Origin of the sequence: uncultured Azohydromonas sp. (assembly GCF_937926365.1) — a bacterium.
In the GTDB taxonomy this organism is placed as follows: Bacteria; Pseudomonadota; Gammaproteobacteria; order Burkholderiales; family Burkholderiaceae_C; genus Azohydromonas.
The window spans coordinates 1-23,493 of sequence record NZ_CALAOH010000194.1; the positions used below are offsets into that span (position 1 = coordinate 1).

Consider the following 23,493-nt stretch of genomic DNA (forward strand, 5'->3'; position numbering starts at 1 on the left):
CAGGCCGGCGCGCGCCGCCGCGCTGGCGCCGCTGACCGTGGCCGTCCTGGCGCTGGCGGTGCTGGCGCTGCCGCACGGCCTGCTGACGCGGTTGGGTTCGATGGCCCGGCCGATGCTGTCGAACCTGGACGCGGTGGGCGCGCCCGCCGCGGGCTGGAGCACGGCCGCGCAGCCGCCGGCCGACTGGCGCCACGCCTACCTCAACCCCACGCAGCGCCTGGAGCGCAGTTACGCGCGGGGCGAGCAGCGGGTGGGGCTGCAGATGGCGTACTACGCCGCGGAGACGCCCGACAGCAAGCTCGTGAGCTCCAACAACGCCCTGGTGCAGGGCCGCCAGGGCCCCTGGGCGCTGGTGAGCCAGGAGCGCCGCGAGGTGCGGCTGCCGGACCGGGCGCTGGCGTGGCGCACGGCCGAGCTGCGCAGCGGCAACGCCGATGCCAAGGAGGGCAGCTCGACGCGGCTGGTGGTGTGGCGGGCCTACTGGATCAACGGCGTGCTCACCGACAGCGACTTCCAGGCCAAGGCGCTGCTGGCGGTCAACCAGCTCCTGGGCCGGGGCGGCGACGGCGCGGTGCTGATGCTCTACACGGTCAAGTCCGGGCCGGAACAGGCCGAGGCGGTGCTGGAGGCCTTCGCGCGCGAGCACCTGTCCGCGCTCGACGAGCAGTTGCGGCGCGCCCGCGACGCGGCGCCCTGAGCACCGGGGGCCGGGGCCACGGCCCGGCCGCGACGCGGCACGCCCGCAGCGGTAGTACGTCACCGACAAGACCACGCAACAAGGTCACGATACCCACGCCTTGCCCGCCGGTCGCCATGGACCCGCACGACCTGGCCATCGCCACGGCCGTGCCGGGACGCGCGCCGGGGGCCTGAACTCAACATGCTCTTCACTACCGCCACTTTCGTACTGCTGTTCCTGCCAGTGGCGCTCGCGGGCTTCTTCGTGCTGGGCCGCCGCTCCCAGCGCGCTGCCGCGGCGTGGCTGTTCGGGGTGTCGCTGTTCTTCTACGGCTGGTGGATGCCCAAGTTCACGCTGCTGCTGCTGGCGTCGATCGGCATCAACTTCAGCCTGGGCCTGCGCATCGCGCGCGTGGTGGACGCGCAGGGCCAGGCCGCGGCGCGGCGCTGGCTCGCGCTGGGCGTGGCTTTCAACCTGCTGCTGCTGGGCTACTTCAAGTACGCCAACTTCTTCCTGGACAACGTCAACGCGCTGGCGGGCACGCACTGGACGCTTGCGGACGTGGTGCTGCCCATCGGCATCTCGTTCTACAGCTTCACGCAGATCGCCTTCCTGGTGGATACCTGGCACGGCAAGGTGCGCGAGTTCCAGCTGGTGCACTACGGGCTGTTCGTCACCTACTTCCCGCGCCTGGTGGCGGGGCCGGTGCTGCACCACGCGCAGATGATGCCGCAGTTTGCGCGCTCAACCACCTACCGCTTCGACGGCGCCAACTTCAGCGCCGGGCTGGCCATCTTCGCCATCGGCCTGTTCAAGAAGGTGGTGCTGGCCGACGGGATCGCACCCTATGCCGATGCCGTCTTCAACCCCGCCGATGCCGGCGCCGTGCCCGGCACGCACGAGGCCTGGCTCGCGGCGCTGGCCTACACGCTGCAGCTGTACTTCGACTTTTCGGGCTACTCCGACATGGCGATCGGCTTGTCATGGATGTTCAACATCCGGCTGCCCTACAACTTCAACTCGCCGTACCAGGCCACCAACATCAGCGACTTCTGGCGCCGCTGGCACATCTCGCTGTCCACCTTCCTGCGTGATTACCTCTACATCGCGCTGGGGGGCAACCGCCATGGCGCGCTGCGGCGCTACGTCAACCTGGCCGCCACGATGGTGCTGGGTGGCCTGTGGCACGGCGCGAGCTGGGCCTTCGTGCTGTGGGGAGCGCTGCACGGTGCGTACCTGATGGTCAACCACGGCTTCCGCGCGCTGTGCGGCGAGGCGCTGTCGCGGCGGCTGCAGCGCAACCGGGCCTTCATGCTGGCGTCCTGGGCGCTGACGATGCTGTGCGTGGTGGTGGCGTGGGTGTTCTTCCGCGCCGCCACGCTCGACGGCGCGCTGGCGATGCTGCGTGCCATGGCCGGTGCCGGGGACGCTTCCGGGCTGCAAGCGCTGCTGTGGAACGCGGGCCTGCAGCCCTCCACCGGGGCGCTGTGGTGCCTGGCCCTGGGGGCGCTGGCCGTGCTGGCGCCCAACAGCAACCGCATCGGCGAACGGCTGCTGGACAACGCCCGCCGCTACCCCGCCACGCATGCGGGCGCGGGCGGCTTCGTGGCATGCGCGGTATTGATGCTGGTGCTTGTCAACACGGCGCGCGACGCGGTCAGCGCCTTCATCTACTTCAACTTCTGACATGGTGCGCCGCGTGCTTCACGTCCTGCTGGGCGTGCTGGTATTCCTGCTGCTGAGCGAAGCGCTGCTGCGGATGCTGCCGGTGAGCAGCCCCACCGACAGCGGCTACCGCATCGATCCGATGGTGCTGAACTATCCGCCGCATCACGAGTGGCAGATGTCCACCGGCTGGGCCTTGTACAACCCGCAGCGCATGCGCGCCAACAACGCCGGGTTCGCGGCCGAGTACGACTTCGAGCCCAATCCCCAGGCGGTGGCCCTGGTCGGCGACAGCTACGTCGAGGCGTCGATGCTGCCCCTGGCCGCGCGGCCGGCGGCGCAGCTGCAGCGCTCGCTGGGTGGCCAGCGCCCGGTCTACGCCATGGGCGGCCCGGGGTCGTCGCTGCTGGACTACGCCGAGCGCATTCGGTTGGCGCATGAGCGCTGGGGCGTGCGCGATTTCGTCGTGCTGCTCGAGCGCGGCGACGTGCGCCAAGCGCTTTGCGGCTCGGGCAATGTGCACGCGCGCTGCCTGGACCGGCACAGCCTGCAGCCGCGTACCGAGCTGCAGCCACCGCCCTCGACGCTCAAGCGCTGGCTGAGGCACTGCGCCCTGGCGCAGTACCTCGTCAGCCAGCTCAAGGTGGATTTCCGGCGGCTGCCGGCCCAGGCGTTTCCGGAGCTGCTGCCGGCGCCCGCTGGCGGGGGCCAGGCGCGGCCCGCGTGGCCGCCCGGCGGTCCGAGGGCGCTGGCCGAGGCGGTGGCGCGCGAGTTCTTCGGGCGCATCGGGCCGCACGTGGCTGGCCGCCTGGTGCTGGTGGTGGACAGCGACCGCCAGCGCCTGGAGCGCGGCCAGGCCGCCAACGACCCCGACCGGGACCACTTCATCCGGCTGGCGCGCGCCGCGGGCGCCATCGTCGTCGACGCCGAACCGCTGCTGCGGCAGCACTTCGGGCACTCCAGCCTGTCGCTCGACGTCGGCCCCTACGACGGCCACCTCAACCCCCTGGGGGTGGAGCTGCTGGCGCAGGCCGCGGCCCGGGCGCTGCTGGGCGATGCGCCGTGACGCGGGCGCCGGGGCGGCGCCCTCCGCCGCGTTGAAGGGCCGGCCCGAGGGGGCCACCGGGCCCGCGCTGTCGGCGTACCGCCATCCGGACGCGCTGCCGCCCGATGCGCTGGCGCTGCTGTGCCGGGCCGAGCGCGCGGGCATCGAGCTGGGCCCGGCCTGGTACCGCAACTTCCTCGCCACGCTGCCGGGCTTCAGGGACGGTGCCCGCTTCCACGTGCTGCGCCGCGACGGCCGCGCGGTGGCGGTGCTGCCGCTGCTGGTGGGCGGCGAGGGCGGGGCGCGGCCCGGCTGCGCGCAGGCGCTGGCCAACTACTACAGCGCGCTGTGGGCGCCGGCGCTGGACGATGCGCTCACGGCCCCGGAGCTGGCGCCGCTGCTGCGCGAGCTGCTGCGCCGGCACGCGCCGCTGCACACCCTGGACTTCGCGCCCATGGACCCGGACTCCCGCGCCTGGGCCGTGCTGCGCGGCGCGCTGCGCGGCGCCGGGCTGCCGGCATGGGACTACCTCGCCTTCGGCAACTGGTACCTGCGCGCCGACGCCTTCGAGGGCTGGGAGGCGTACCTGGCCGCGCGCCCGGGGGCGCTGCGCAACACGCTGCGGCGCGCGGAGAAGCGGCTGGAGCGCGCGGGCGGGCGCGTCGAGATCGTCAGCGGCGGCGAGCGCCTGGAGGCGGCGGCGCAGGCCTACGCCCGCGTCTATGCCGCGAGCTGGAAGAGCCCCGAGCCGCACCCGGCCTTCGTGCCCGGGCTCATCCGCGGCTGCGCGCGGCAGGGATGGCTGCGGCTGGGCGTGGTATGGTTGCACGAGCAACCGGTGGCGGCGCAGCTGTGGATCGTCGCGCACGGCAAGGCCGCGATCTACAAGCTGGCCTACGACGAGGCCTTCAAGGCGCTGGGCTCGGGCACCGTGCTGACGGCGCGGCTGATGCGGCACGTGCTGGAGCGCGACGGCGTCGCGGAGGTGGACTACCTCATGGGCGACGACGCCTACAAGCGCGACTGGATGAGCCACCGGCGCGAGCGCCGGGGCCTGCGTGCCTGCAACCCGCGCACCCCGCGCGGGCTGCTGGCCGCGGCGCGCGAGGCCGCGGCGCGGCTGCTGCGGCCCTTGCGGCGCCGGCCGCCGCCATGAGGCCGGCGCACCGTGCGGGCCCAGATGTAAGCACGGCCGTTACGAGCTGACGCTTGAGGCGGCGCAATCGTTCACGCGTTCGTTTGACTTTGGTCGCCTCGTGCAGTCTGTATCAGCGAAGTTACAAAATAGAATCCGGATTCCCAAGGTGCCGGGGCATTCAACGGACCGAACTGCACGAGGACCTCTGTTGTCGGCGACCCAGACAAGTTCCGTCCGTACCTTTCCCGGGCGGGTTGCACAGTGAATCGGAGGAATCGTGGAAGTGGCGGCGGTGAGCGGTCCGGGCCCCTGGCGCCGGTCCGGAAGGGCGGGGCAGTGGCGGCGCTGAAGTCCATCGAGCAAACGCGGGCCGGCACGGCCGGCACGCGGGACGCCCCGCTGGTGCTGCACGTCGTTTACCGCTTCGACACGGGCGGGCTGGAAAACGGGATCGTGAATCTCATCAACCATCTGCCTGCCCAGGCCTACCGGCACGCCGTGCTCTCGCTCACGGAGGTGACGGCGTTCAGCCGCCGCGTGCAGCGCGAGGACGTGGAGTTCATCGCCCTGCACAAGCCGCCGGGCCACGCCTTCAAGCTCTATCCGCGCATGTACCGGCTGTTCCGGCAACTGCGTCCGGCGGTGGTGCACACCAACAACCTGGCCGCGCTGGAGTGCGCGCTGCCCGCGTGGGCCGCGGGCGTGCCGCTGCGCATCCACAGCGAGCACGGCTGGGACGTGTCGGACCTGGACGGCAGCAACCGCCGCTACCAGCAGGTGCGCCGGCTCTACCGTCCCTTCGTGTCGCACTACATCGCGGTCTCGGCCGACCTGAACCGCTACCTGCTGGACAAGGTGCACGTGCCGCCGCGGCGCGTGAGCCACATTCCCAACGCCGTGGACACGGCGCGCTTCCACCCGGCGCCGGACGGCCGGCCCGGGCGCATCGAGGGCTGCCCCTTCACGCCCGATCGCCACTGGCTGGTCGGCACCGTGGGGCGCATGCAGGCCGTGAAGGACCAGCCCAACCTCGTGCGCGCCTTCGCCCACGCGCTGCGGCAGCAGCCCGCGCTGCGCGAGCGCATGCGCGTGGTGATGGTGGGCGACGGCCCGCTGCGCGCGCCCACGCAGGCGCTGCTGCAGGAGCTGGGCCTGGCCGACCTGGCCTGGCTGCCCGGCGAGCGCAGCGACGTGCCGGAGGTGATGCGCGGGCTGCACTGCTTCACGCTGCCGTCCAAGGCCGAGGGGCTGTCCTACACGCTGCTGGAGGCCATGTCCAGCGCTCTGCCCTCGGTGGTCACGGCCGTGGGCGCCAACGTGGACCTGATCCACGACGGGCTCACCGGCGCCATCGTGCCGACCAACGACCCACAGGCCCTGGGCGACGCGCTGGCGCGCGTGGCCGCCGACCCGGCGCAGGCGCTGCGCATGGGCCGCACGGCGCGCGAGCGCGTGTGCAAGGACTACAGCCAGGAGGGCATGGTGGGTGCCTACCAGCGCCTGTACGACCGCCACCAGGCGGCGCGGAGCCACTGAGCCATGTGCGGCATTACCGGATTGTTCGATACCCGTGGCGCGCGCAACTTCGAGCGCGCGACGCTGCAGCGCATGAACCAGGCGCAGTTCCACCGCGGCCCGGACGGGGGCGACCTGCACCTGGAGCCCGGCGTCGGCCTGGGCCACCGGCGGCTGTCGATCATCGACCTGGCCACCGGGCAGCAGCCCCTGTTCAACGAGGACGGCTCGGTGGTCATCGTCTTCAACGGCGAGATCTACAACTACCAGGAGCTCGTGCCCGAGTTGCGGGCGCTGGGGCACGTGTTCCACACGCACAGCGACACCGAGGTCATCGTGCACGCGTGGGAGTCGTGGGGCCCGGCGTGCCTGCAGCGCCTGCGCGGCATGTTCGCCTTCGCGCTGTGGGACCGCAACCAGCAGGCCTTCTTCATGGCGCGCGACCGCCTGGGCGTCAAGCCGATGCACTACGCGCTGCTCGACGACGGCACGCTGGTCTTCGGCTCGGAGCTCAAGACGCTGCTGGCGCACGGCGGGCTCAAGCGCGACATCGACCCGCTGGCGGTGGAGGAGTACTTCGCGCTGGGCTACGTGGCCGAGCCGCGCTGCATCTTCCGCCAGGCGCGCAAGCTCCCGGCCGGCCACATGCTGCTGCTGCGCCGCGGCCAGCCGGTGGCCGAGCCGCAGCCCTACTGGGACCTGCGCTTCACGCTGGACCGCAAGATCGGGCTGCAGGACGCCTGCGCCGAGCTCGACCTGCGGCTGCACGAGTCGGTGCGGCTGCGCATGATCGCCGACGTGCCGCTGGGCGCCTTCCTCTCCGGCGGCGTCGATTCCAGCGCCGTGGTGGCGCACATGGCCGAGCTGTCGCAGGGGCCGGTGAACACCTGCTCCATGGCCTTTGCCGACCCGGCCTTCAACGAGGCCGAGTTCGCCCGCATGGTGGCCGATCGTTACCGCACCAACCACTTCGTGGACATGGTGGACAGCGACGACTTCGGCCTGGTGGACACCCTCGCGTCGATGTACGACGAGCCCTACGCCGACTCCTCGGCGGTGCCCACCTACCGCGTGTGCCAGCTCGCGCGCACGCACGTGAAGGTGGCGCTGTCGGGCGACGGCGGCGACGAGGCCTTCGGCGGCTACCGCCGCTACCGCATGCACCTGATGGAGGAGCGCATGCGCTCGGCGCTGCCGCTGGCGCTGCGCCGGCCGCTGTTCGGCACGCTGGGCCGGCTCTATCCCAAGGCCGACTGGGCGCCGCAGGTGCTGCGCGCCAAGACCACTTTCCAGGGCATGGCGCGCAGCTCGGTGCAGGCCTACTTCCACAGCGTGGCGCAGCTGCGCCAGCCGCTGCGCGACGCGCTGTTCAGCCCCGCGCTCAAGCGCGAGCTCGGCGGCTACACGGCGCAGGAGGTGTTCGAGCGCCACGCGCGCCGCGCGGGCACGGACGACGCGCTGGCGCTGATCCAGTACATCGACCTCAAGACCTGGCTCATCGACGACATCAACGCCAAGGTGGACCGCGCCAGCATGAAGCACGGGCTGGAGGTGCGCGAGCCGCTGATGGACCACGAGCTGGTCGAGTGGGCCGCCACGCTGCCGTCATCGCTGAAGATCAGCGCCGGCGAGGGCAAGCACGTGTTCAAGAAGGCGCTGGAGCCGCGGCTGCCGCACGACGTGCTGTACCGGCCCAAGATGGGCTTCTCGGTGCCGCTGGCGCGCTGGTTCCGCGGCCCGCTGCGCCAGCGGCTGCGCGAGTCGCTGCTGGGCGGCGCGATGGCCGACACCGGCTGGTTCGACGCGCGCCTCATGGGCCGCCTCGTCGAGCAGCACGAGTCCGGCGTGCACGACCACAGCCGCGCGCTGTGGACGCTGCTGATGTTCGACGCCTTCCTGCGCAACGTCGCGGGCGCGGGCGCCTCGCCGGCGATGCCGCCCCAGGCGTTGGCGGAGGCCTGAGCCATGGCGGCCTTCAAGGCGAGAGTCCCGGCCATGCCGGTTGCGTCATCAATTATTCATGTGTCGTCCCCGCGAGCTTGCGGGCCGTGCGGCTAACAGGAGAACGGTGTGAGTGTGATTGCAGTCATTGGCCTCGGGTACGTGGGCCTGCCGCTGGTGGTGGAGTTCGGCAAGAAGGGCCGCACCATCGGCTTCGACATCGCGCAGGACAAGGTGGACGCCTGCCTGCGCGGCACCGACCCCTCGCGCGAACTGCCCGACGAGGAGATGGCGGCCGCCACCCACGCGGTGTACTCCAGCGACCCGGCGATCCTGGGCGAGGCCGACATCATCATCGTGGCCGTGCCCACCCCGGTGGACGAGGCGCACATCCCCGACTTCGGCCCGCTCGTGGGCGCCAGCAAGAGCGCCGGCAAGCACATGAAGCGCGGCGCCACCGTGGTGTACGAGTCCACCGTGTACCCCGGCGCCACCGAGGAGGTGTGCATCCCGGTGCTGGAGCGCGAATCGGGCATGAAGTGGAAGCAGGACTTCTTCGTCGGCTACAGCCCCGAGCGCATCAACCCCGGCGACCGCGAGCACACGCTGACCAAGATCCTCAAGGTCGTCTCCGGCGACACGCCCGAGACGCTGGAGCGCGTGGCGCAGGTGTATGAGCGCATCGTCGAGCCCGGCGTGCACCGCGCCAGCTCCATCAAGGCCGCCGAGGCCGCCAAGGTGATCGAGAACACCCAGCGCGACCTCAACATCGCGCTGATGAACGAGCTGGCCATCATCTTCGACAAGATCGGCATCGACACCACCGAGGTGCTCGAAGCCGCCGGCACGAAGTGGAACTTCCTGAAGTTCAAGCCCGGCCTGGTGGGCGGGCACTGCATCGGCGTGGACCCGTACTACCTCACGCACAAGGCCGACATGCTGGGCTACCACCCGCAGGTGATCCTGGCCGGGCGGCGCATCAATGACGGCATGGGCAAGTTCATTGCGGAGCAGACGATCAAGAACATGATCGCCGCGGGCAGCTACATCAAGGGCGCGCGCGTGAACGTGCTGGGCCTGACCTTCAAGGAGAACTGCGCCGACCTGCGCAACTCCAAGGTGGTGGACATCATCCACGAGCTGCAGAGCTACGGCGTGGAGGTCAGCGTCACCGACCCCTGGGCCGATCCCGAGGAAGCGCTGCACGAGTACGGCGTGAAGCTGGTGCCCTGGGACGCGCTGCCGCGCGCCGACGGCATCGTGGCGGCGGTGGCGCACCGCGAGTTCGCCTCGATGCCGCTGGAGGAGCTCGCGCGCAAGCTGGTGCGCAACGGCGTCTTCATCGACGTCAAGGCCGCCTTCGACGCCGCCGCCGTGCAGGGCGCGGGCTTCCGGCTCTGGCGCCTCTGAGGCCGTCCCCGACCCGCCGCCGACCGCAGCGCCGCCCGCGCCGCGGGCCGCTGAAGAAAGCTTGAGATGACCACGCCCCGAGTCCTGCACGTCCTGGACCATTCGATCCCGCTGCACAGCGGCTACACCTTCCGCACCCAGTCGATCCTGCGCGAGCAGCGCCGCCTGGGCTGGGAAACCTTCCATCTCACCAGCCCCAAGCACCTGGAGCCCAAGGGGCTGGAGGAGGACGTGGACGGGCTGCATTTCTTCCGCACGCCGCTGGCCCCCAGGAGCGGTCCGCGCCTGCCGGGCCTGGGCGAGATCGCGCTCATGCGCAGCCTGGAGCAGCGGCTGCTGGAGGTGGCGCAGCAGGTGCGGCCCAACGTGCTGCACGCGCACTCGCCGGTGCTCGACGCCATCCCCGCGCTGCGCGTGGGCCGGCGGCTGGGCATCCCGGTGGTGTACGAGGTGCGCGCCTTCTGGGAGGACGCCGCGGTGGACCACGGCACCACCACCGAGGGCAGCCTGCGCTACCGCCTCACGCGGCGGCTGGAGACGCACGCGCTGCGCAACGCGGACCACGTGTTCACGATCTGCGAGGGGCTGCGCGGCGACATCGTGGCGCGCGGCATCCCGGCGCGCAAGGTCACCGTCATCCCCAACGCCGTGGACATCGACGCCTTCGACATCGGCGGCGAACCCGACCAGGCGCTCAAGGCGCGGCTGGGCCTGGCCGGGTGCGACGTGGTGGGCTTCATCGGCTCGTTCTACGCCTACGAGGGCCTGGACCTGCTGCTGCAGTCGCTGCCGGCGATCCTGGCGCAGCGCCCCGGGGTGCGCGTGCTGCTGGTGGGCGGCGGCCCGCAGGACGCCGCGCTCAAGGCGCAGGCCCGCTCGCTGGGCCTGGCCGACAAGGTGGTCTTCACCGGGCGCGTGCCGCACAAGGACGTGCAGCGCTACTACGACCTGGTGGACGTGCTGGCCTACCCGCGCCACTCGATGCGGCTGACCGAGCTGGTCACGCCGCTCAAGCCGCTGGAGGCGATGGCGCAGGGCCGGCTGCTGGTGGCCTCCGACGTCGGCGGCCACAAGGAGCTCATCCGCCACAACGAGACGGGCATGCTGTTCAAGGCCGGCAGCCCCGAGGCGCTGGCGCAGGCGGTGCTGCAGATGCTGGGCCAGCGCGGGCGCTGGCCGCAGCTGCGCCGCGCGGGCCGCGAGTTCGTCGAGCTCGAACGCAACTGGCGCGTGTCCGTGGGCCACTACCGCAAGGTCTACGAGGCGCTGTGCCAGCGCGCCTGAGGCGGCGCGCGGCGCACGCCCTCACATGCATTTGGAAGGCTGAGAAATGAAAGTCACTGTGATTGGTACCGGGTACGTGGGTCTGGTGACCGGCGCGTGCCTGGCCGAGATGGGCAACCACGTCGTGTGCCTGGACGTGGACGAGCGCAAGATCCGCGTGCTCAAGGACGGCGGCATCCCCATCCACGAGCCGGGGCTGGAGGCCATCGTGCAGCGCAACGTGGCCGTGGGCCGGCTGCAGTTCACCACCGACGTGGCCGAGGCGGTGTCGCACGGCACGCTGCAGTTCATCGGCGTGGGCACGCCCCCGGGCGAGGACGGCTCGGCGGACCTGCAGCACGTGCTGTCGGCCGCGCGCAGCATCGGCGCGCACATGACCGACTACAAGGTCATCGTGGACAAGAGCACCGTGCCCGTGGGCACGGCCGACCGCGTGCGCGAGGCGGTGCGCCAGGAGCTGGAGCGCCGCGGCGTGGAGGTGGAGTACGCGGTGGTGTCCAACCCCGAGTTCCTCAAGGAGGGCGCGGCGGTGGGCGACTTCATGAAGCCCGACCGCATCATCGTGGGCGCCGATGACGAGCGCGCGGTGCTGCTCATGCGCGCGCTCTACGCCACGTTCACGCGCAACCACGACCGGCTGCAGCTCATGGACGTGCGCAGCGCCGAGTTCACCAAGTACGCCGCCAACGCCATGCTGGCCACGCGCATCAGCTTCATGAACGAGCTGGCGCTGCTGGCCGAGAAGGTGGGCGCGGACATCGACATGGTGCGCCGCGGCATCGGCAGCGACCCGCGCATCGGCACGCACTTCCTGTACTCGGGCGCGGGCTACGGCGGCTCGTGCTTCCCCAAGGACGTCAAGGCCCTGGTGCGCACGGGCGCCGAGAACGGCGTGCGGCTGCAGGTGCTGGAGGCGGTGGAGTCGGCCAACGAGCACCAGAAGCACGTGCTGGGCGACAAGGTGGTGGCGCACTTCGGCCCCGACCTGGCCGGCCGGACCTTCGCGCTGTGGGGCCTGGCCTTCAAGCCCGACACCGACGACATGCGCGAGGCGCCCAGCCTGGTGGTGATCGACGACCTGGTGCGCCGCGGCGCGCGCGTGCAGGCCTACGACCCGGTGGCCACGGCGCAGGCCCGCGTGGCGCTGCAGGGCGTGGACGGCGTGAACTTCGCCGACAGCGCCATGGCGGCGCTCGCCGGTGCCGACGCGCTGGTGATCGTCACCGAGTGGCGCGAGTTCCGCAGCCCGGACTTCGACGCCATCCGCGCCGCGCTCAAGCGGCCCGTGATCTTCGACGGGCGCAACCTGTTCGAGCCCGCGCTGGTCAAGGCGCACGGGCTGCAGTACGTGGCCATCGGCCGCGGCGTGTCCACCTCGCAAGGCGGCTCATGAACCGGCCCGTGCGCACGCTGCTGTTCTCCACGCTGTTTCCCAACAGCGTGATGCCGGTGCACGGCATCTTCGTCGAGACGCGGCTGCGCGAACTGCTCAAGAGCGGCGCGGTGCACACGCGCGTGGTGGCGCCGGTGCCGTGGTTCCCATCCACGAACGCGCGCTTCGGCGAGTACGCGCGCTGGGCCGCGGTGCCGCGGCGCGAGACGCGCCACGGCATCGAGGCGCTGCATCCGCGCTACCCGCTGCTGCCCAAGATCGGCATGAGCACGGCGCCGCTGGCGCTGGCGCTGGCGGCGTTGCCGGCGGTGCGCCAGGTGCAGGCCGAGGGCTTCGACTTCGACGTGATCGATGCCCATTACTACTACCCCGACGGGGTGGCCGCGGCGCTGATCGCGCGCTGGGTGGGCAAGCCGCTGTCGATCACGGCGCGCGGCACGGACCTCAACCTGATCCCGGCCTACGCGCTGCCGCGCACCATGATCCGCTGGGCCGCGCGGCGCGCCGATGCCTCCATCGGCGTGTGCTCGGCGCTGATGGACGTGCTGCGCGGCTGGGACATCGACCCGGCCAAGCTGCATGTCATGCGCAACGGCGTGGACCTGGAGCGCTTCCGTCCGCTGCCGCAGGCGCAGATGCGCGCCGAGCTGGGGCTCGACGGCGCGCCGCTGCTGCTGTCGGTGGGGCACCTGGTGGAGCGCAAGGGCCACCACGTGGCCATCGACGCCATGCCGCTGCTGTTGCGGTCGCACCCGCAGGCGCGGCTGGTGGTGGTGGGCCACGGCGTGGAGCGCGAGCGGCTGCAGGCGCAGGCGCAGGCGCTGGGCGTGGCCGAGCGCGTGACCTTCGCCGGCGCCGTGCCCAACGAGCAGCTGCTGCGCTGGTACAGCGCCGCGGATGCGCTGATCCTGGCTTCCAGCCGCGAGGGCTGGGCCAACGTGCTGCTGGAAGCCATGGCCTGCGGCACGCCGGTGGTGGCCACGCGCATCTGGGGCACGCCGGAGGTGGTCACGCCCGAGTCGGGCGGCGTGCTGTTCGAGCCGCGCGAGGGCAGCGCCCTGGCCGTGGCGGTGCAGCAGCTGCTGCGCCAGGCGCCGCAGCGCGCGGCGGTGCGCCGCTACGCCGAAGGGTTCAGCTGGCAGCAGACCACGCAGGCGCAGCTGGCGCTGTTCCGGCGCCTGGCACTGCCGGGCGCTGCCTGCGAAAGTGCACGCGGTAAAAACGGCGATGGGAGCACGGTCGAGCACGAGCGGCCATAGGGGCGTGGCCGCAGTGGGCAGGGTCGGCAATGTCTATGGCCGTGTGTTGTTCACGCCTGGGTGCTCTTTGCGTGGCGGGTGCAAGACCGCGGCCATGCCAATGACTGCAGGATGACGAGGTCATGGAAAGCATTTTGTGGGTACTCCAGCTGCTCTCCGTTGTGGCGCTTTGCCGTTGGGCGCTGAAGCAAGAGGCGGAGGAAGAAGAAGGAAGCAAGGCAAAAGGAGGGAAAGGAAAAATCCAAGGACGCAGTAGTAAGCGGTTCTGAAATGCGTGATCTCGCTTTTGTCTTGGTATTGCCGCTGATACTTTATGCGGCCTGGCAACGTCCGTTCATTGCCCTCGGCTTGAACATGTGGACCACGCTTCTTTTTCCAAACGGTTGGATGTATGGGTTTGCAAATTCCATTCGAGTAAATCTTATTCTGGCCCTTATAATGTTCATTACCTATGGAAGGAGTGAATCCAAGGGAAAGTTCAAGTTTGATGCCATCATGGGGGTGTTGACGGTATTTTTTGTATGGACCACTATTACTTCAATATTTGCGCTTCATGATCGGGATATTGTTTGGGATTTTTGGTTTCGCGTGGTCAAGATACTTATTCCGGCTTATTTTGCGGTCTTGATCATAAGAAAGAAAATTCACTTTGATTTCATGTTGTGGTGTATTATTTTTTCGGTCGGTTTCTTTGCGGTGGTGGAGGGGCTCAAGTGGGTCGCTTCGGGTGGAGGCCACGCCATCGTGGGACTACCTACTCACTCGTTGCAGGATCGGAATGAATTGTCCATTGCTTTCAGCATGACGATTCCCGTGGCTCTCTATTTGCGTAACCAATATGGAGCCAAATCCAAGATCGTCACGCTGGGTCTGTTGGGCGTGGTGCTGCTGCTCGTGCTCTCAATATTGGGTACCAACTCCCGGGGTGGGTTCGTTGCATTGATGGCATTGGCTGCTTACCTGTTCAAGAAAAGCAAGCACAAGGTACTGCTGCTGATACTGGGAGGGTTGTGCGCAGCCGTGGCCATGCAGTTTTTGTCCGACAAGTGGTTTGATCGAATGAATACCATTCAGAAGGCGGACAATGACTCCTCCTTCATGGGCAGAGTGATTGCGTGGAAGTTGACCACGATCATGGTCACGGAACGGCCGATTTTTGGTGGCGGCTTCAAGGCCATCGAGAATACGCCTAACTGGAATATGCTGGCCATGCGCTGGGATGAGTTCTCATGGTTTGATACGGGTGACGCATTTCCCGGGCCCGTGGCGCGTGCGGCTCATAGTGTGTATTTTCAGTTGTTGGGGGACCATGGGCCTATTGGGCTTCTTATTTACCTTTCGATCATTGCTTTGTGCTTCGTGAAAAACGGATATGTCATCAAGCAAGGAAGAAAGATTGGTGCGCCACCATGGATGATGGATGCCGCGGTGGTGTTGCAGTTGAGCTTGTTTGTATTTTGTGTGGGCGGGCTGACGCTAAGTTTTGCATATTTTGATATGGTGTACATGCTTTTTGCATTGAGCGCAATCTTGCGTGGAACCATATTCGCTGAATACGAAATGTCTTATAAGCAACAGAGACGACTTGGCGGGGCTTGAAACCGGGCAAGGCAGGTTAAGAACGATGTTGAAACGCTTACTGGAGCACCTGTCTCCAGCGGGGGAGAGGGGCCGGCTGAGCGTGCTCATCCTGCATCGGGTGCTGCCTGTGCCGGACCCGATGTGCCCTGACGAGCTCGATGCCGCGGCGTTCGAGCGCCTGTGCGGCTGGCTGCAGCAACTGTTCAACGTGATCGCGCTGGACGAGGCCGTGCATCGCCTGGCCGCGCGCACCTTGCCGGCCCGCGCCCTGGCCATCACCTTCGACGATGGCTACGCCGACAACTACGAGGTGGCGTTGCCCATCCTGGTGCGCCATGGGTTCCGCGCCACCTTTTTCATCACGACCAGCGTGCTCGACGGCGGGTGCATGTGGAACGATCTGGTGGAGGAGGCGTTGCGTCGTACCTCACTCTCGTCGCTGGACCTTCGGTCGCTGGGAGAGCCGCACTTGCTGCGGTACGCGACCGGCACCGTGGAGCAAAGGCGTACCGCCTTTCACAGCATCACCCAGGCGCTGAAGTACCGGGGCGTGGAGCAGCGGCATGAACTGGCGCACCTGGTGGCGCGGCATGCCGGCGTGCTGCCGTCGCCGCGGCTGATGCTGAGCTCGGAGCAGGTGCGCGGTCTGCACCGCGCCGGCATGCAGATCGGCTCGCACACCCTGTCGCACCCGATCCTGACCGGCTTGCCGGCATCGCAGGTGCGTGACGAGGTGCTCGGCAGCAAGCGGGTGCTGGAGACGCTGGTTGGCGACACGGTGGAGCTGTTCGCCTATCCGAACGGCCGCTGGGGCGTGGACTTCGATGCGCAGGCCGTCGAGATCGTGCGCGAAGCGGGGTTCAAGGCGGGCGTCACCACGGATTGGGGCAGTGCCGGGGCGGACACCGACCCCTATTTCATCCCGCGCTTCATGCCTTGGGACCGCACGCGGCTGCGCTTCGGGCTGCGCATGGCGGCCAACCTGCGGCGCGCGCCGCGGTCGCGTGGGACGGCGGAACGGCCACACGACCAGCGGCCGAGCGCGCACGTGCGCGCCGGTACGGAACCTACGCCGCCAGCCACCTTGGGGAAATGATGAACATGCGATGGCCCTTTCGGCTGCTGGCATGCGTGGGCGTGCTGGTGCTGCTGGCCGGCGCCGCCTTGGGCACCGCGTCGGTAGTACTGGACCAGGACCCGCGCCGGATGGCGCAGGCGCTGCAGCAGCGAACGCCGGGCGAGCTGCTGCGCCACGCCCAGCGGCGACTCGAAGGCCATCCGCGGCTGGAGTGGCTGCTGCTGCCGCTGCTGCGCACGGCACAGGCACACCTCGAGCGCCCCGTGCCGGGCCTGCTGCCCGCCCTGGGCAAAGGGCAGCAGCCGCAGCCCCTGGCACCGGTACGGTACGGCGAGCGCGGTGGCGCCGTGCCGCTGCCGCCTGCGCAGGCGCAGGCGGTTGTGGCCGAGCCCTCGGCGAACGACGTGCTGCTGTACAGCGAGGGCGAGATCGCCGCGGCCTTCCAGCGCGCCCGGCCTGGACAGCGCCTGGTGATCGCCAGCGGGCGTTACCGCTTCAACACCCCGCTGCGCACCCGCGCCGGCGGCACGGCATGGGCGCCCATCGTCGTGACGGCACAGCGCCCCGGCGCCGTGACGCTGGAGTTCCACACCGTCGAGGCCGTGTCCGTGGCCCATCCGTACTGGGTGTTCGAGAACCTGCACCTGCGCGGCACGTGCGGCCGCCATGAGGAATGCGAGCACGCCTTCCACGTGGTGGGCGCGGCGCGCTCCACGGTGCTGCGCAACAACCTCATCGAGGACTTCAACGCGCATGTCAAGGTCAACGGCCAGGGCGGCCAGTGGCCCGACGATGGGCTGCTGCAGTTCAACACCCTGCGCAACAGCACCCCGCGCCAGACCCACAAGCCCGTGACGCTGGTGGACGTCGTGGGCGCCAGCGGCTGGCAGCTCACGGACAACGTGATCGCCAATTTCGTCAAGGCGCAGGGCAATGGCGTCTCCTTCGGCGCGTTCATGAAGGGCGGCGGACGCGACGGCCGCATGGAGCGCAACCTGGTGATCTGCACCACGCAGGACATCTCGCAGCGGGGCACGCGCGCCGGGCTGTCCTTCGGCGGTGGTGGCACCGAGGCTTCGTACTGCCGCGACGGCCGCTGCGAGGTCGAGCACGAGGCCGGCCTGGTGGCGAACAACATAGTTGCGCACTGCAACGATTCGGGCATTTACGTCTTCCGCTCCAGGGGCACCGGCGTGGCCCACAACACGCTGATCAACACGGGGGGCGTGGAGGTGCGCGTGCCGCCGGCCGACGCCCGGGTCCAGTTCAACATCGTCGAAGGCCGCATCCGCGCCCGTGACGGCGGGGTCATGCAGGAGGCGGACAACGTGCCCGGTTCCGCGCTGCCGGGCGGCCGGGAGCGGATCGATGGGCTGCTGCTGGAGCCGGCCGAGCCCCTGGCGCACCCGCGGGGCGCGGCGCTGCCCGGCGTCGCGGCCGACTTCTGCGGCACGCCGCGCACGGCCTCGGTCGTGCCGGGTGCCATGAGCAGCCGCGTGCCCTGTGCCCAAGCGGGCACGACCGCGCGGGCGCCATGAGCCGCGGCCTGCCCATGGGGCACGGGGCTCCGTGAACGCCCGTTGCGCCTGTGAGGTGGCGTGGCCGAGGCCGGCGCCGGACCAACAACGCCTACAACCGCTTCCGCTTGGAGCAGATGCATGACTTCCTGCCTGAACCGCCTGCGCGGCGCCGTGCCGTCCCTGTTGCTGCCGGCCGTGTTGCTGGGCCCCTGCGGCCTGACGGCTGCAGGCGCTGCGGGTGCGGCGGCACCCGCACCCGCGGCGGCCTCCAGCCCGGACAACGGCCCCGCGGTGCTGAGCCTGGAACTCCACGGCGGCGTGGACGGCAAGCTGCTGCCTTTCACGGTGGGGCAGCCCTTGCGCCAGGGGCAGCTGCGCGAGGGAGCGCTGCTGGCGGCTGCGGACGTGCCCGACTTGCAGTGCGTGGTGCAGAACCGCTGGCCCGACGGCAGCGCGAAGTTCGTCCTCCTGTCCGGGCGTGTGGACATGAAGGCTGGCCTGGGCCGCAAGCTGCTGCTGGGTGTGGGCGATACGCCGGCGCCGGGCCCGGTGGTGAAGCCGGACAGCCTCGCCAGAGCCGGCCTTTCGGCCAACGTGTCGTTCGGCAGTTACGGCGTGGCGGGCTGGACGGGCAAGGACTGGGACACGCCGGCTCGGACACTGGTGGCCGGACCGCAGATGAGCGCCTGGACCTACCGCAAGCCCATCGGCACGGACGCGCACCTGGTGGCCTGGCTGGAGGTGCGCAGCTACCAGGGCGGGCACGTGGAGGTGCTGCCGTGGATCGAAAACGGCCATCTCAACGTGCCCGGAAGCGGCGAGAGGAGCGGCACGGCCACGTTCACGCTGGGCGGCACCCAGCGCTTCTCGCAGCCGCTGACGCTGCTCAACCACCAGCGCGCGGTGCTGGCCGAGGGCACGCAGCTCACGCACTGGGCCGGCGCCGATCCGCGGATCGTGCCCCGGCATGACGTCGCGTACTTCATGGCCACCCGCCTGGTGCCCCGGTACAGCGCCGTCACGCCCCCGCGGAGTCCGCTGTACGGTCGCCTGCCCACGAGCTACACGCCGCTGGCTCAGGCCGCCTACCCGCAGGCCATGGGCACGGTGGGTTACCACGCCTCCATCGGGTTGCTGCCGGAATGGGACGTGGCCTACCTGTCCACGGGCGCCGACGTGCGCGCGTGGCGCAGCGTGCTCATCAACGCCTACGCGGCCGGGCGCTACGGCATCCACTACCGCGACGAGAAGACGCAGCGCCCGCTGGCTTTTTCCCGTCATCCCAAGCTGACCATGGGGGGTGGTTCGGGAGTGACTGGTCTCAGCAGTTCTTCCGCCGGCCAGGTCACGCCGGCGGCCGTGGGCGGGGTGCCACCGCCCTTTACGACGTCGCACCATCCCTCGATGGGTTACATGGCCTATCTGGTCAGCGGCTGGAACTACTTCCTGGAAGAAAGCCAGTTCGTGGCCACGGCCAATTACCTCAAGAACAACGACGTGCAGCGCTTCGGGTCCAAGGGCATCCTGCAGTCCAGCTCCGGTGCGCTCACCACGCGCGGCGCGGCCTGGGCCCTGCGATCGCTCGCCCAAGCCGCGGCCGTGACGCCGGACAGCGATCCGTGGCGCGCGGAGCTCGTGGCGAGCCTCAATGCCAACATCGGCTATTACCACGACCGCTACGTCACCAGGCCCTCCAGTCCGCTGGGCATCGTGGAGCCTTACGCCCCCTACTTTCCGACCGATCCCTGGATGGGGGCGATCTGGATGGAGGATTTCTTCACGGCGGCATGGGCCTACGTCAGCGAGCTCAAGGTGCACGACACCGCGCTGCAGCCCAGGCTGGATGCCTTCCTGGCCTGGAAGGCCCGCTCCATCGTCGGGCGCCTGGGCGGCAGCGGCAGCGGCGAATACGCCTTTCCCCATGCCGCGCAGTACAGGATTCCCTTCGCGCCCCGCGTGAAGACGGACTGGGCCAACGGCACGGGCCCCTGGTACGCCTCCTGGGGCGAGGTGGCACGGGCCATGGGGCTGCCCACGGCCGGCGAGCCGGGCGATGCCATGGTGAGCGGGTATCCCGGGAGCGCCACGGCCTACTGGGGCGCCCTGATGCCGGCCCTGGCCTACGCGGTGGACCTGCGGGCCGAAGGCGCGGCCAAGGCTTGGCAGCGCGTGACCTCGTCGCCCACTTACCCCAAGCTGGCGCGCGACTTCGACAACCACCCCGTGTGGAGCGTGTATCCGCGCTCCGTGCCCTGATCCCGATACCGGCGACGGCGCTGAACCGCCGCGATGACTTCGCCGCGGCAGGCCGGTCCGCTTACACCGCCTGCGAACTGCCCACCGAGGCTGCGCGCGGCACAGCCGCCGGGCTGCCCCCTGGGGCCGCCTTGGCCCGTGCGCGCGCAACCGCCTCCAGCGCGACCTCGATCGAGAACAGGCGGCAGAACTGGCCGTTGAACCCGAAAGCCGCTCCGCTGGCATTCGACAAGAAGCGGTCGAGCCCGCCTTCGTCGGCGATGCCGGAGCCGCGGAAGGCCGGGAACGCGAGCTGCGCGCGCAGCGCCTCGTCCCGGCCCAGCAGCACGGCCATGGGCTCCTGCCGCACGGCACCGGCGCGCTGCCCGACACCGGCCAGGCGCGCGAGCTTGTGAGCCACGCGGCCCGCGTAGTGGGGCACGACCGGCCAGAAGCGATGCAGGTTCGTCAGGCGGGCCCGCAGCGCGGGATAGCCATGCTCCATGGGGATCGCCGCCAGGGCCGGCACCTGGCGCTCCAGCATCTCGCGCACGACCAGGCTGCGCATGCGCGCCTGGGCCCGTGTCTCCAGTACCGGCACCAGTACCGACTTCAGCATGTACGGCGACAGGCACGGCCAGATGTGGTCCGTGCTGCTCGCGATCCGGCCGTGCCAGCGCTGCATGCGCAGCGAGAAGTACACGTTGTCCATCTGCGTGGTGTTGGGCCGGTCCTCCAGCCCGCGGTTGGCCCGCCTGATGACCTCGGCCAGGTGCGGCACCAGCTCCACGCGCGCGGCGCCGGCGATCAGCCCCGCATCCCAGGCGGCCGCGCCGATCCGGGCGGCGGCGATGCGGTCGGCGTCCACGGGCTCGCGCTTGCCGATCGAGGGAAAGAGCAGCTCCCACCAGTAGGCCCGCGCCAGTTCGCCGTAGGAGCCGCTGATGCCGATGTCGTTGTCCCGCGACTGTGCCGCGTGGGTTGACGCGATCTGGGCGTACTCGATCAGGTCGTACTGGCCGTCGGAGCAACGGAACGCGGCACCGATCGCCGCCGCGCTGGGCACGCCGCCGGGGCCCGCATGGCGATGGGGCAGGCCGAACCTGGCGGCGATCGCCTTCGAGATCAGGACATCCCCACTGTCCGCCGCACCGGACACGGTGGCACCGATCGGCAGCCCCGACGCCAGGAAGCCGGCGATGGTCGCCCGCGAGTCATACCCGCCCGTGACGTCGCACAGGACCCGGGGAAAACGGCCCGCGATGCGGCGTGCGGCGCCGGCCATGGCCGCGCCGATCGCATCAGCCGCCTCCGCCAGGCCGTAGCGCTCCGGCGTGATGTCGCGAATGCTCCAGTACGCCGGCTGCTCACTCCAACGGCCGCCGGCATAAGTGCTCAAACAGGCCGGCGCGAATTTGCGGACCTCCGACCACAGTGACCGGTCTTCGAAAATGATGCCCGTGGCCAGAAACTCGGCCGTGGCGACCGGATCGAGCGAGGCCGGGCCCAGCGCGGCCAGGCAGGCAGCGGAGGTCGAAATGGCGACACCGCCTTCGATATCGCGGACATAACAGTGGCAGGAGCCCGCGACGTCGCCGATCACCGTGACGCTGCCCGTGGCCGCGTCGCCATGGAGGATGGCGAAGAACCCTTCAAGCTCACGCGCCACCCGGGCCGCGCCGTCGCTGCGCACGCGCGCCAGCAGGGCCTGCTCGTCGCCGCTGCACAGGCCACTCGAATGGAACCAGGTCCCCGAGGCGATAAGCCAGTCGCCGCAGGCCTCGTCCCGCGCGATCAGCGCCCCCGTGCCGTTCATGCGCGCAACGGCAAACGCCGCCGATCCGGGCGCCGATGCCGTCGCGCACACTTGGCGGTCGAGGTTGTCGAGCACGATGCCGGCACGAGCCAGCGTGCCGCGGTCCGCCGCGCAGCGACCTGCAATGACAAGAAATTCGCTCATAGGCTGAATATATTCAAGCACCCCGCCCACAAATTACGCGGGCGCCCGCCAATATTTCGCGGGCAGTATTTTCATCGGTCGCCGCCGGGTGGGCAAATGCCGGGCAAGGGTGTGCCACACGGCCTGGAGATCATTTGCGCCACGATCCCGGAATTTGCACTTCAGGTCAGGGTATATACCCAAGAACCATAATATTTTCCGTTGAAAGGCAAGAAAAAGACCGGAAAGGCGCGCAAATGCCTGGCCTTTGCGAAAAATTGCCGGAACAGGCGGCGCGCCGCCGTGGCGGTTGCGGCCTCACCGGCCCGGCTGTGCCTGGTGGGCCTCTGGCGCCTTGCGCCGCAGCAGGCGCCGCAACTCTCCGAGCAGCGGGTGGCGCGCGAGCAGCAGGCCGGCGAGGAAGCCCACGGCCGAGCCGGCCGCGCCCAGCAGCAGCGCCGTGACGGTGCGGTCCTGGGCGCGTCCATACGCCGCGTAGACCAGCGCCGGGCCGACCGATGCGCACGCACCCACCACGGCGCTTCGCCCGGCGACGACAGCCAGGGAGGACCAGCTGAAGCCGACGACGCTGCGCGCGCTGCCGAGCCAGAACAGCGTTCCCGCGCCCTCGGCGGCCAGCGCCGCGGCGCCCATGGCCTGCAGCCCCTGGCTGGCGCCCAGCAGGTACAGCGGCACGGCCACGGCGGCGCTGAGCAGGCTGGCGCGCAGCGCCAGCGCCGCGGCGCCGGTGCCCGTGAGCGCCGACAGGCACAGCGGCACCGGCGCGGCCAGCGCCAGCGCGCCCGCCAGCCAGCGCGCCAGCTCGGCCGAGGGCTCCCACTGCGGCCCGTAGAGCAGCCGCGTCAGCGGCGAGGCCAGGAAGGCCAGCGCGCCCGCGAAGGCCCAGCACAGCGCCAGTACGTGCGCCGTGCCCAGCAGGAAAGGCTCGCGCAGGTCCTTGGACTCGCGCATCTGCTTGGCGAAGCCCGAGGTCGCCACCACGGAGGCCGCGTCGAACACCAGGCGGTTGAACAGCGCCACCATGCCGTTGGCGCGGGAGTAGAAGCCCGCCGCGGTCAGCGACTGCAGCTTGCCCAGGAAGAACTCCGGTGCGCCCTTGGCCAGCGTGGTGGCCAGCGACGACCCCGTGATGCGGGTGCCGAAGGACAGCACCTTGCGCACCTCGCGCAGCCCGGGCAGCCAGGGGTAGCCGTGGGGCCGGTAGAGCGTGGCCACCAGCGCGTTGGCCACGGTGCCCGCCAGGCTGCCCCAGGCCAGGCTCATGGTGCCGAAGCCGCGCCAGGCCAGGAAGATCGACGTCCCGGCGCTGGCCAGGGTGTAGGACAGGCGGATGACGGCCGTGGCGTCGTAGCGCATCTCGCGCATCAGCCAGGCATAGGTCACGGAGCCGAAGGGGTTGACCAGGTAACCGACGGCCAGCACGAACATGACGTCGCGCACGCGCGTGTCGTTGTAGAACAGGCTTGCCGGCACGCTCAGCGCCAGCACCACCAGCGCCAGCAGCACGCCCAGCCCCAGCTGCACCGCCCACACCGCGCGGATGCGCTCGTGCGTGAGCTCCTTCTCCTGCACCAGGTATTGGCCCGCGCCCAGGTCGCGCACGTTGGCCATCATCGCGATGATGACCATCGTGACCGAGAAGGCCCCCACGTCGTCCGGCGTCAGCAGCCGCGCCAGGATCATCGTGGAGACGATGTTGATGGCCAGGCTGGCGTAGCGGTCGATGAGCGAGTACGCGAGGGATTTGCGGATGGACATTCGGCGGCGCGGCGGCGGGCTGTGGCGGCGGA

General features: G+C 69.9%; 17 protein-coding genes. 15 read left to right on the forward strand and 2 right to left on the reverse strand.

The genetic code is table 11. The features are described from left to right. The 15 genes from Q0741_RS20585 to Q0741_RS20655 all read left to right on the forward strand — a co-directional run. Nucleotides 1-697 (forward strand): exosortase C-terminal domain/associated protein EpsI (locus Q0741_RS20585; protein WP_298235062.1); only part of this gene is annotated, 697 nt, incomplete at its 5' end. Between the two features lie 183 nt (nucleotides 698-880). Continuing rightward, complete coding sequence (locus Q0741_RS20590) at nucleotides 881-2,365, forward strand: MBOAT family protein (protein WP_298235063.1); 1,485 nt, start codon at nucleotides 881-883, stop codon at nucleotides 2,363-2,365. Nucleotides 2,366-2,378: 13 nt separating this feature from the next. Beyond that, on the forward strand, nucleotides 2,379-3,410 hold the full coding sequence (locus Q0741_RS20595) for a hypothetical protein (RefSeq protein WP_298235064.1): 1,032 nt from the start codon (nucleotides 2,379-2,381) through the stop codon (nucleotides 3,408-3,410). Continuing rightward, nucleotides 3,400-4,545 (forward strand): GNAT family N-acetyltransferase, encoded by a 1,146-nt coding sequence (locus Q0741_RS20600; protein WP_298235065.1) that lies wholly within the window; start codon nucleotides 3,400-3,402, stop codon nucleotides 4,543-4,545. Before Q0741_RS20595 ends, Q0741_RS20600 begins: the two co-directional genes overlap by 11 nt. Nucleotides 4,546-4,863: 318 nt before the next feature. After that, nucleotides 4,864-6,063 (forward strand): TIGR03088 family PEP-CTERM/XrtA system glycosyltransferase, encoded by a 1,200-nt coding sequence (locus tag Q0741_RS20605; protein ID WP_367184157.1) that lies wholly within the window; start codon nucleotides 4,864-4,866, stop codon nucleotides 6,061-6,063. A 3-nt stretch (nucleotides 6,064-6,066) separates the two neighbouring features. Beyond that, nucleotides 6,067-8,004 (forward strand): XrtA/PEP-CTERM system amidotransferase, encoded by a 1,938-nt coding sequence (locus Q0741_RS20610; protein WP_298235066.1) that lies wholly within the window; start codon nucleotides 6,067-6,069, stop codon nucleotides 8,002-8,004. Between the two features lie 108 nt (nucleotides 8,005-8,112). Continuing rightward, complete coding sequence (locus Q0741_RS20615) at nucleotides 8,113-9,393, forward strand: nucleotide sugar dehydrogenase (RefSeq protein WP_298235067.1); 1,281 nt, start codon at nucleotides 8,113-8,115, stop codon at nucleotides 9,391-9,393. Nucleotides 9,394-9,459: 66 nt separating this feature from the next. Beyond that, entirely contained in the window at nucleotides 9,460-10,677 is a 1,218-nt protein-coding gene (locus Q0741_RS20620) for a TIGR04063 family PEP-CTERM/XrtA system glycosyltransferase (RefSeq protein WP_298235068.1), read from the forward strand. Between the two features lie 46 nt (nucleotides 10,678-10,723). Next, entirely contained in the window at nucleotides 10,724-12,070 is a 1,347-nt protein-coding gene (locus Q0741_RS20625) for a UDP-glucose/GDP-mannose dehydrogenase family protein (RefSeq protein ID WP_298235069.1), read from the forward strand. Continuing rightward, nucleotides 12,067-13,329: a glycosyltransferase family 4 protein gene (locus Q0741_RS20630; protein ID WP_298235070.1), complete on the forward strand. Its 1,263-nt coding sequence runs from the start codon at nucleotides 12,067-12,069 to the stop codon at nucleotides 13,327-13,329. Before Q0741_RS20625 ends, Q0741_RS20630 begins: the two co-directional genes overlap by 4 nt. A 122-nt stretch (nucleotides 13,330-13,451) precedes the next feature. Then, nucleotides 13,452-13,598: a hypothetical protein gene (locus tag Q0741_RS20635; RefSeq protein ID WP_298235071.1), complete on the forward strand. Its 147-nt coding sequence runs from the start codon at nucleotides 13,452-13,454 to the stop codon at nucleotides 13,596-13,598. Between the two features lies 1 nt (nucleotide 13,599). Beyond that, entirely contained in the window at nucleotides 13,600-14,928 is a 1,329-nt protein-coding gene (locus Q0741_RS20640; protein ID WP_298235072.1) for a putative O-glycosylation ligase, exosortase A system-associated, read from the forward strand. Nucleotides 14,929-14,953: 25 nt separating this feature from the next. After that, entirely contained in the window at nucleotides 14,954-16,006 is a 1,053-nt protein-coding gene (locus Q0741_RS20645) for a polysaccharide deacetylase family protein (RefSeq protein ID WP_298235073.1), read from the forward strand. Between the two features lie 5 nt (nucleotides 16,007-16,011). Beyond that, nucleotides 16,012-17,526, forward strand: coding sequence for a hypothetical protein (locus Q0741_RS20650; RefSeq protein WP_298235074.1), 1,515 nt, complete (start codon nucleotides 16,012-16,014; stop codon nucleotides 17,524-17,526). 120 nt (nucleotides 17,527-17,646) lie between these two features. Continuing rightward, on the forward strand, nucleotides 17,647-19,764 hold the full coding sequence (locus tag Q0741_RS20655) for a hypothetical protein (RefSeq protein ID WP_298235075.1): 2,118 nt from the start codon (nucleotides 17,647-17,649) through the stop codon (nucleotides 19,762-19,764). 61 nt (nucleotides 19,765-19,825) lie between these two features. On the opposite strand, the gene Q0741_RS20660 is transcribed toward Q0741_RS20655, so the two are convergent. Beyond that, on the reverse strand, nucleotides 19,826-21,703 hold the full coding sequence (locus tag Q0741_RS20660) for a hypothetical protein (protein ID WP_298235076.1): 1,878 nt from the start codon (nucleotides 21,701-21,703) through the stop codon (nucleotides 19,826-19,828). Nucleotides 21,704-22,000: 297 nt separating this feature from the next. Further along, a complete protein-coding gene (locus Q0741_RS20665; RefSeq protein ID WP_298235077.1) occupies nucleotides 22,001-23,461 on the reverse strand; it encodes an oligosaccharide flippase family protein in 1,461 nt (486 codons plus the stop codon). Nucleotides 23,462-23,493 lie beyond the last annotated feature (32 nt).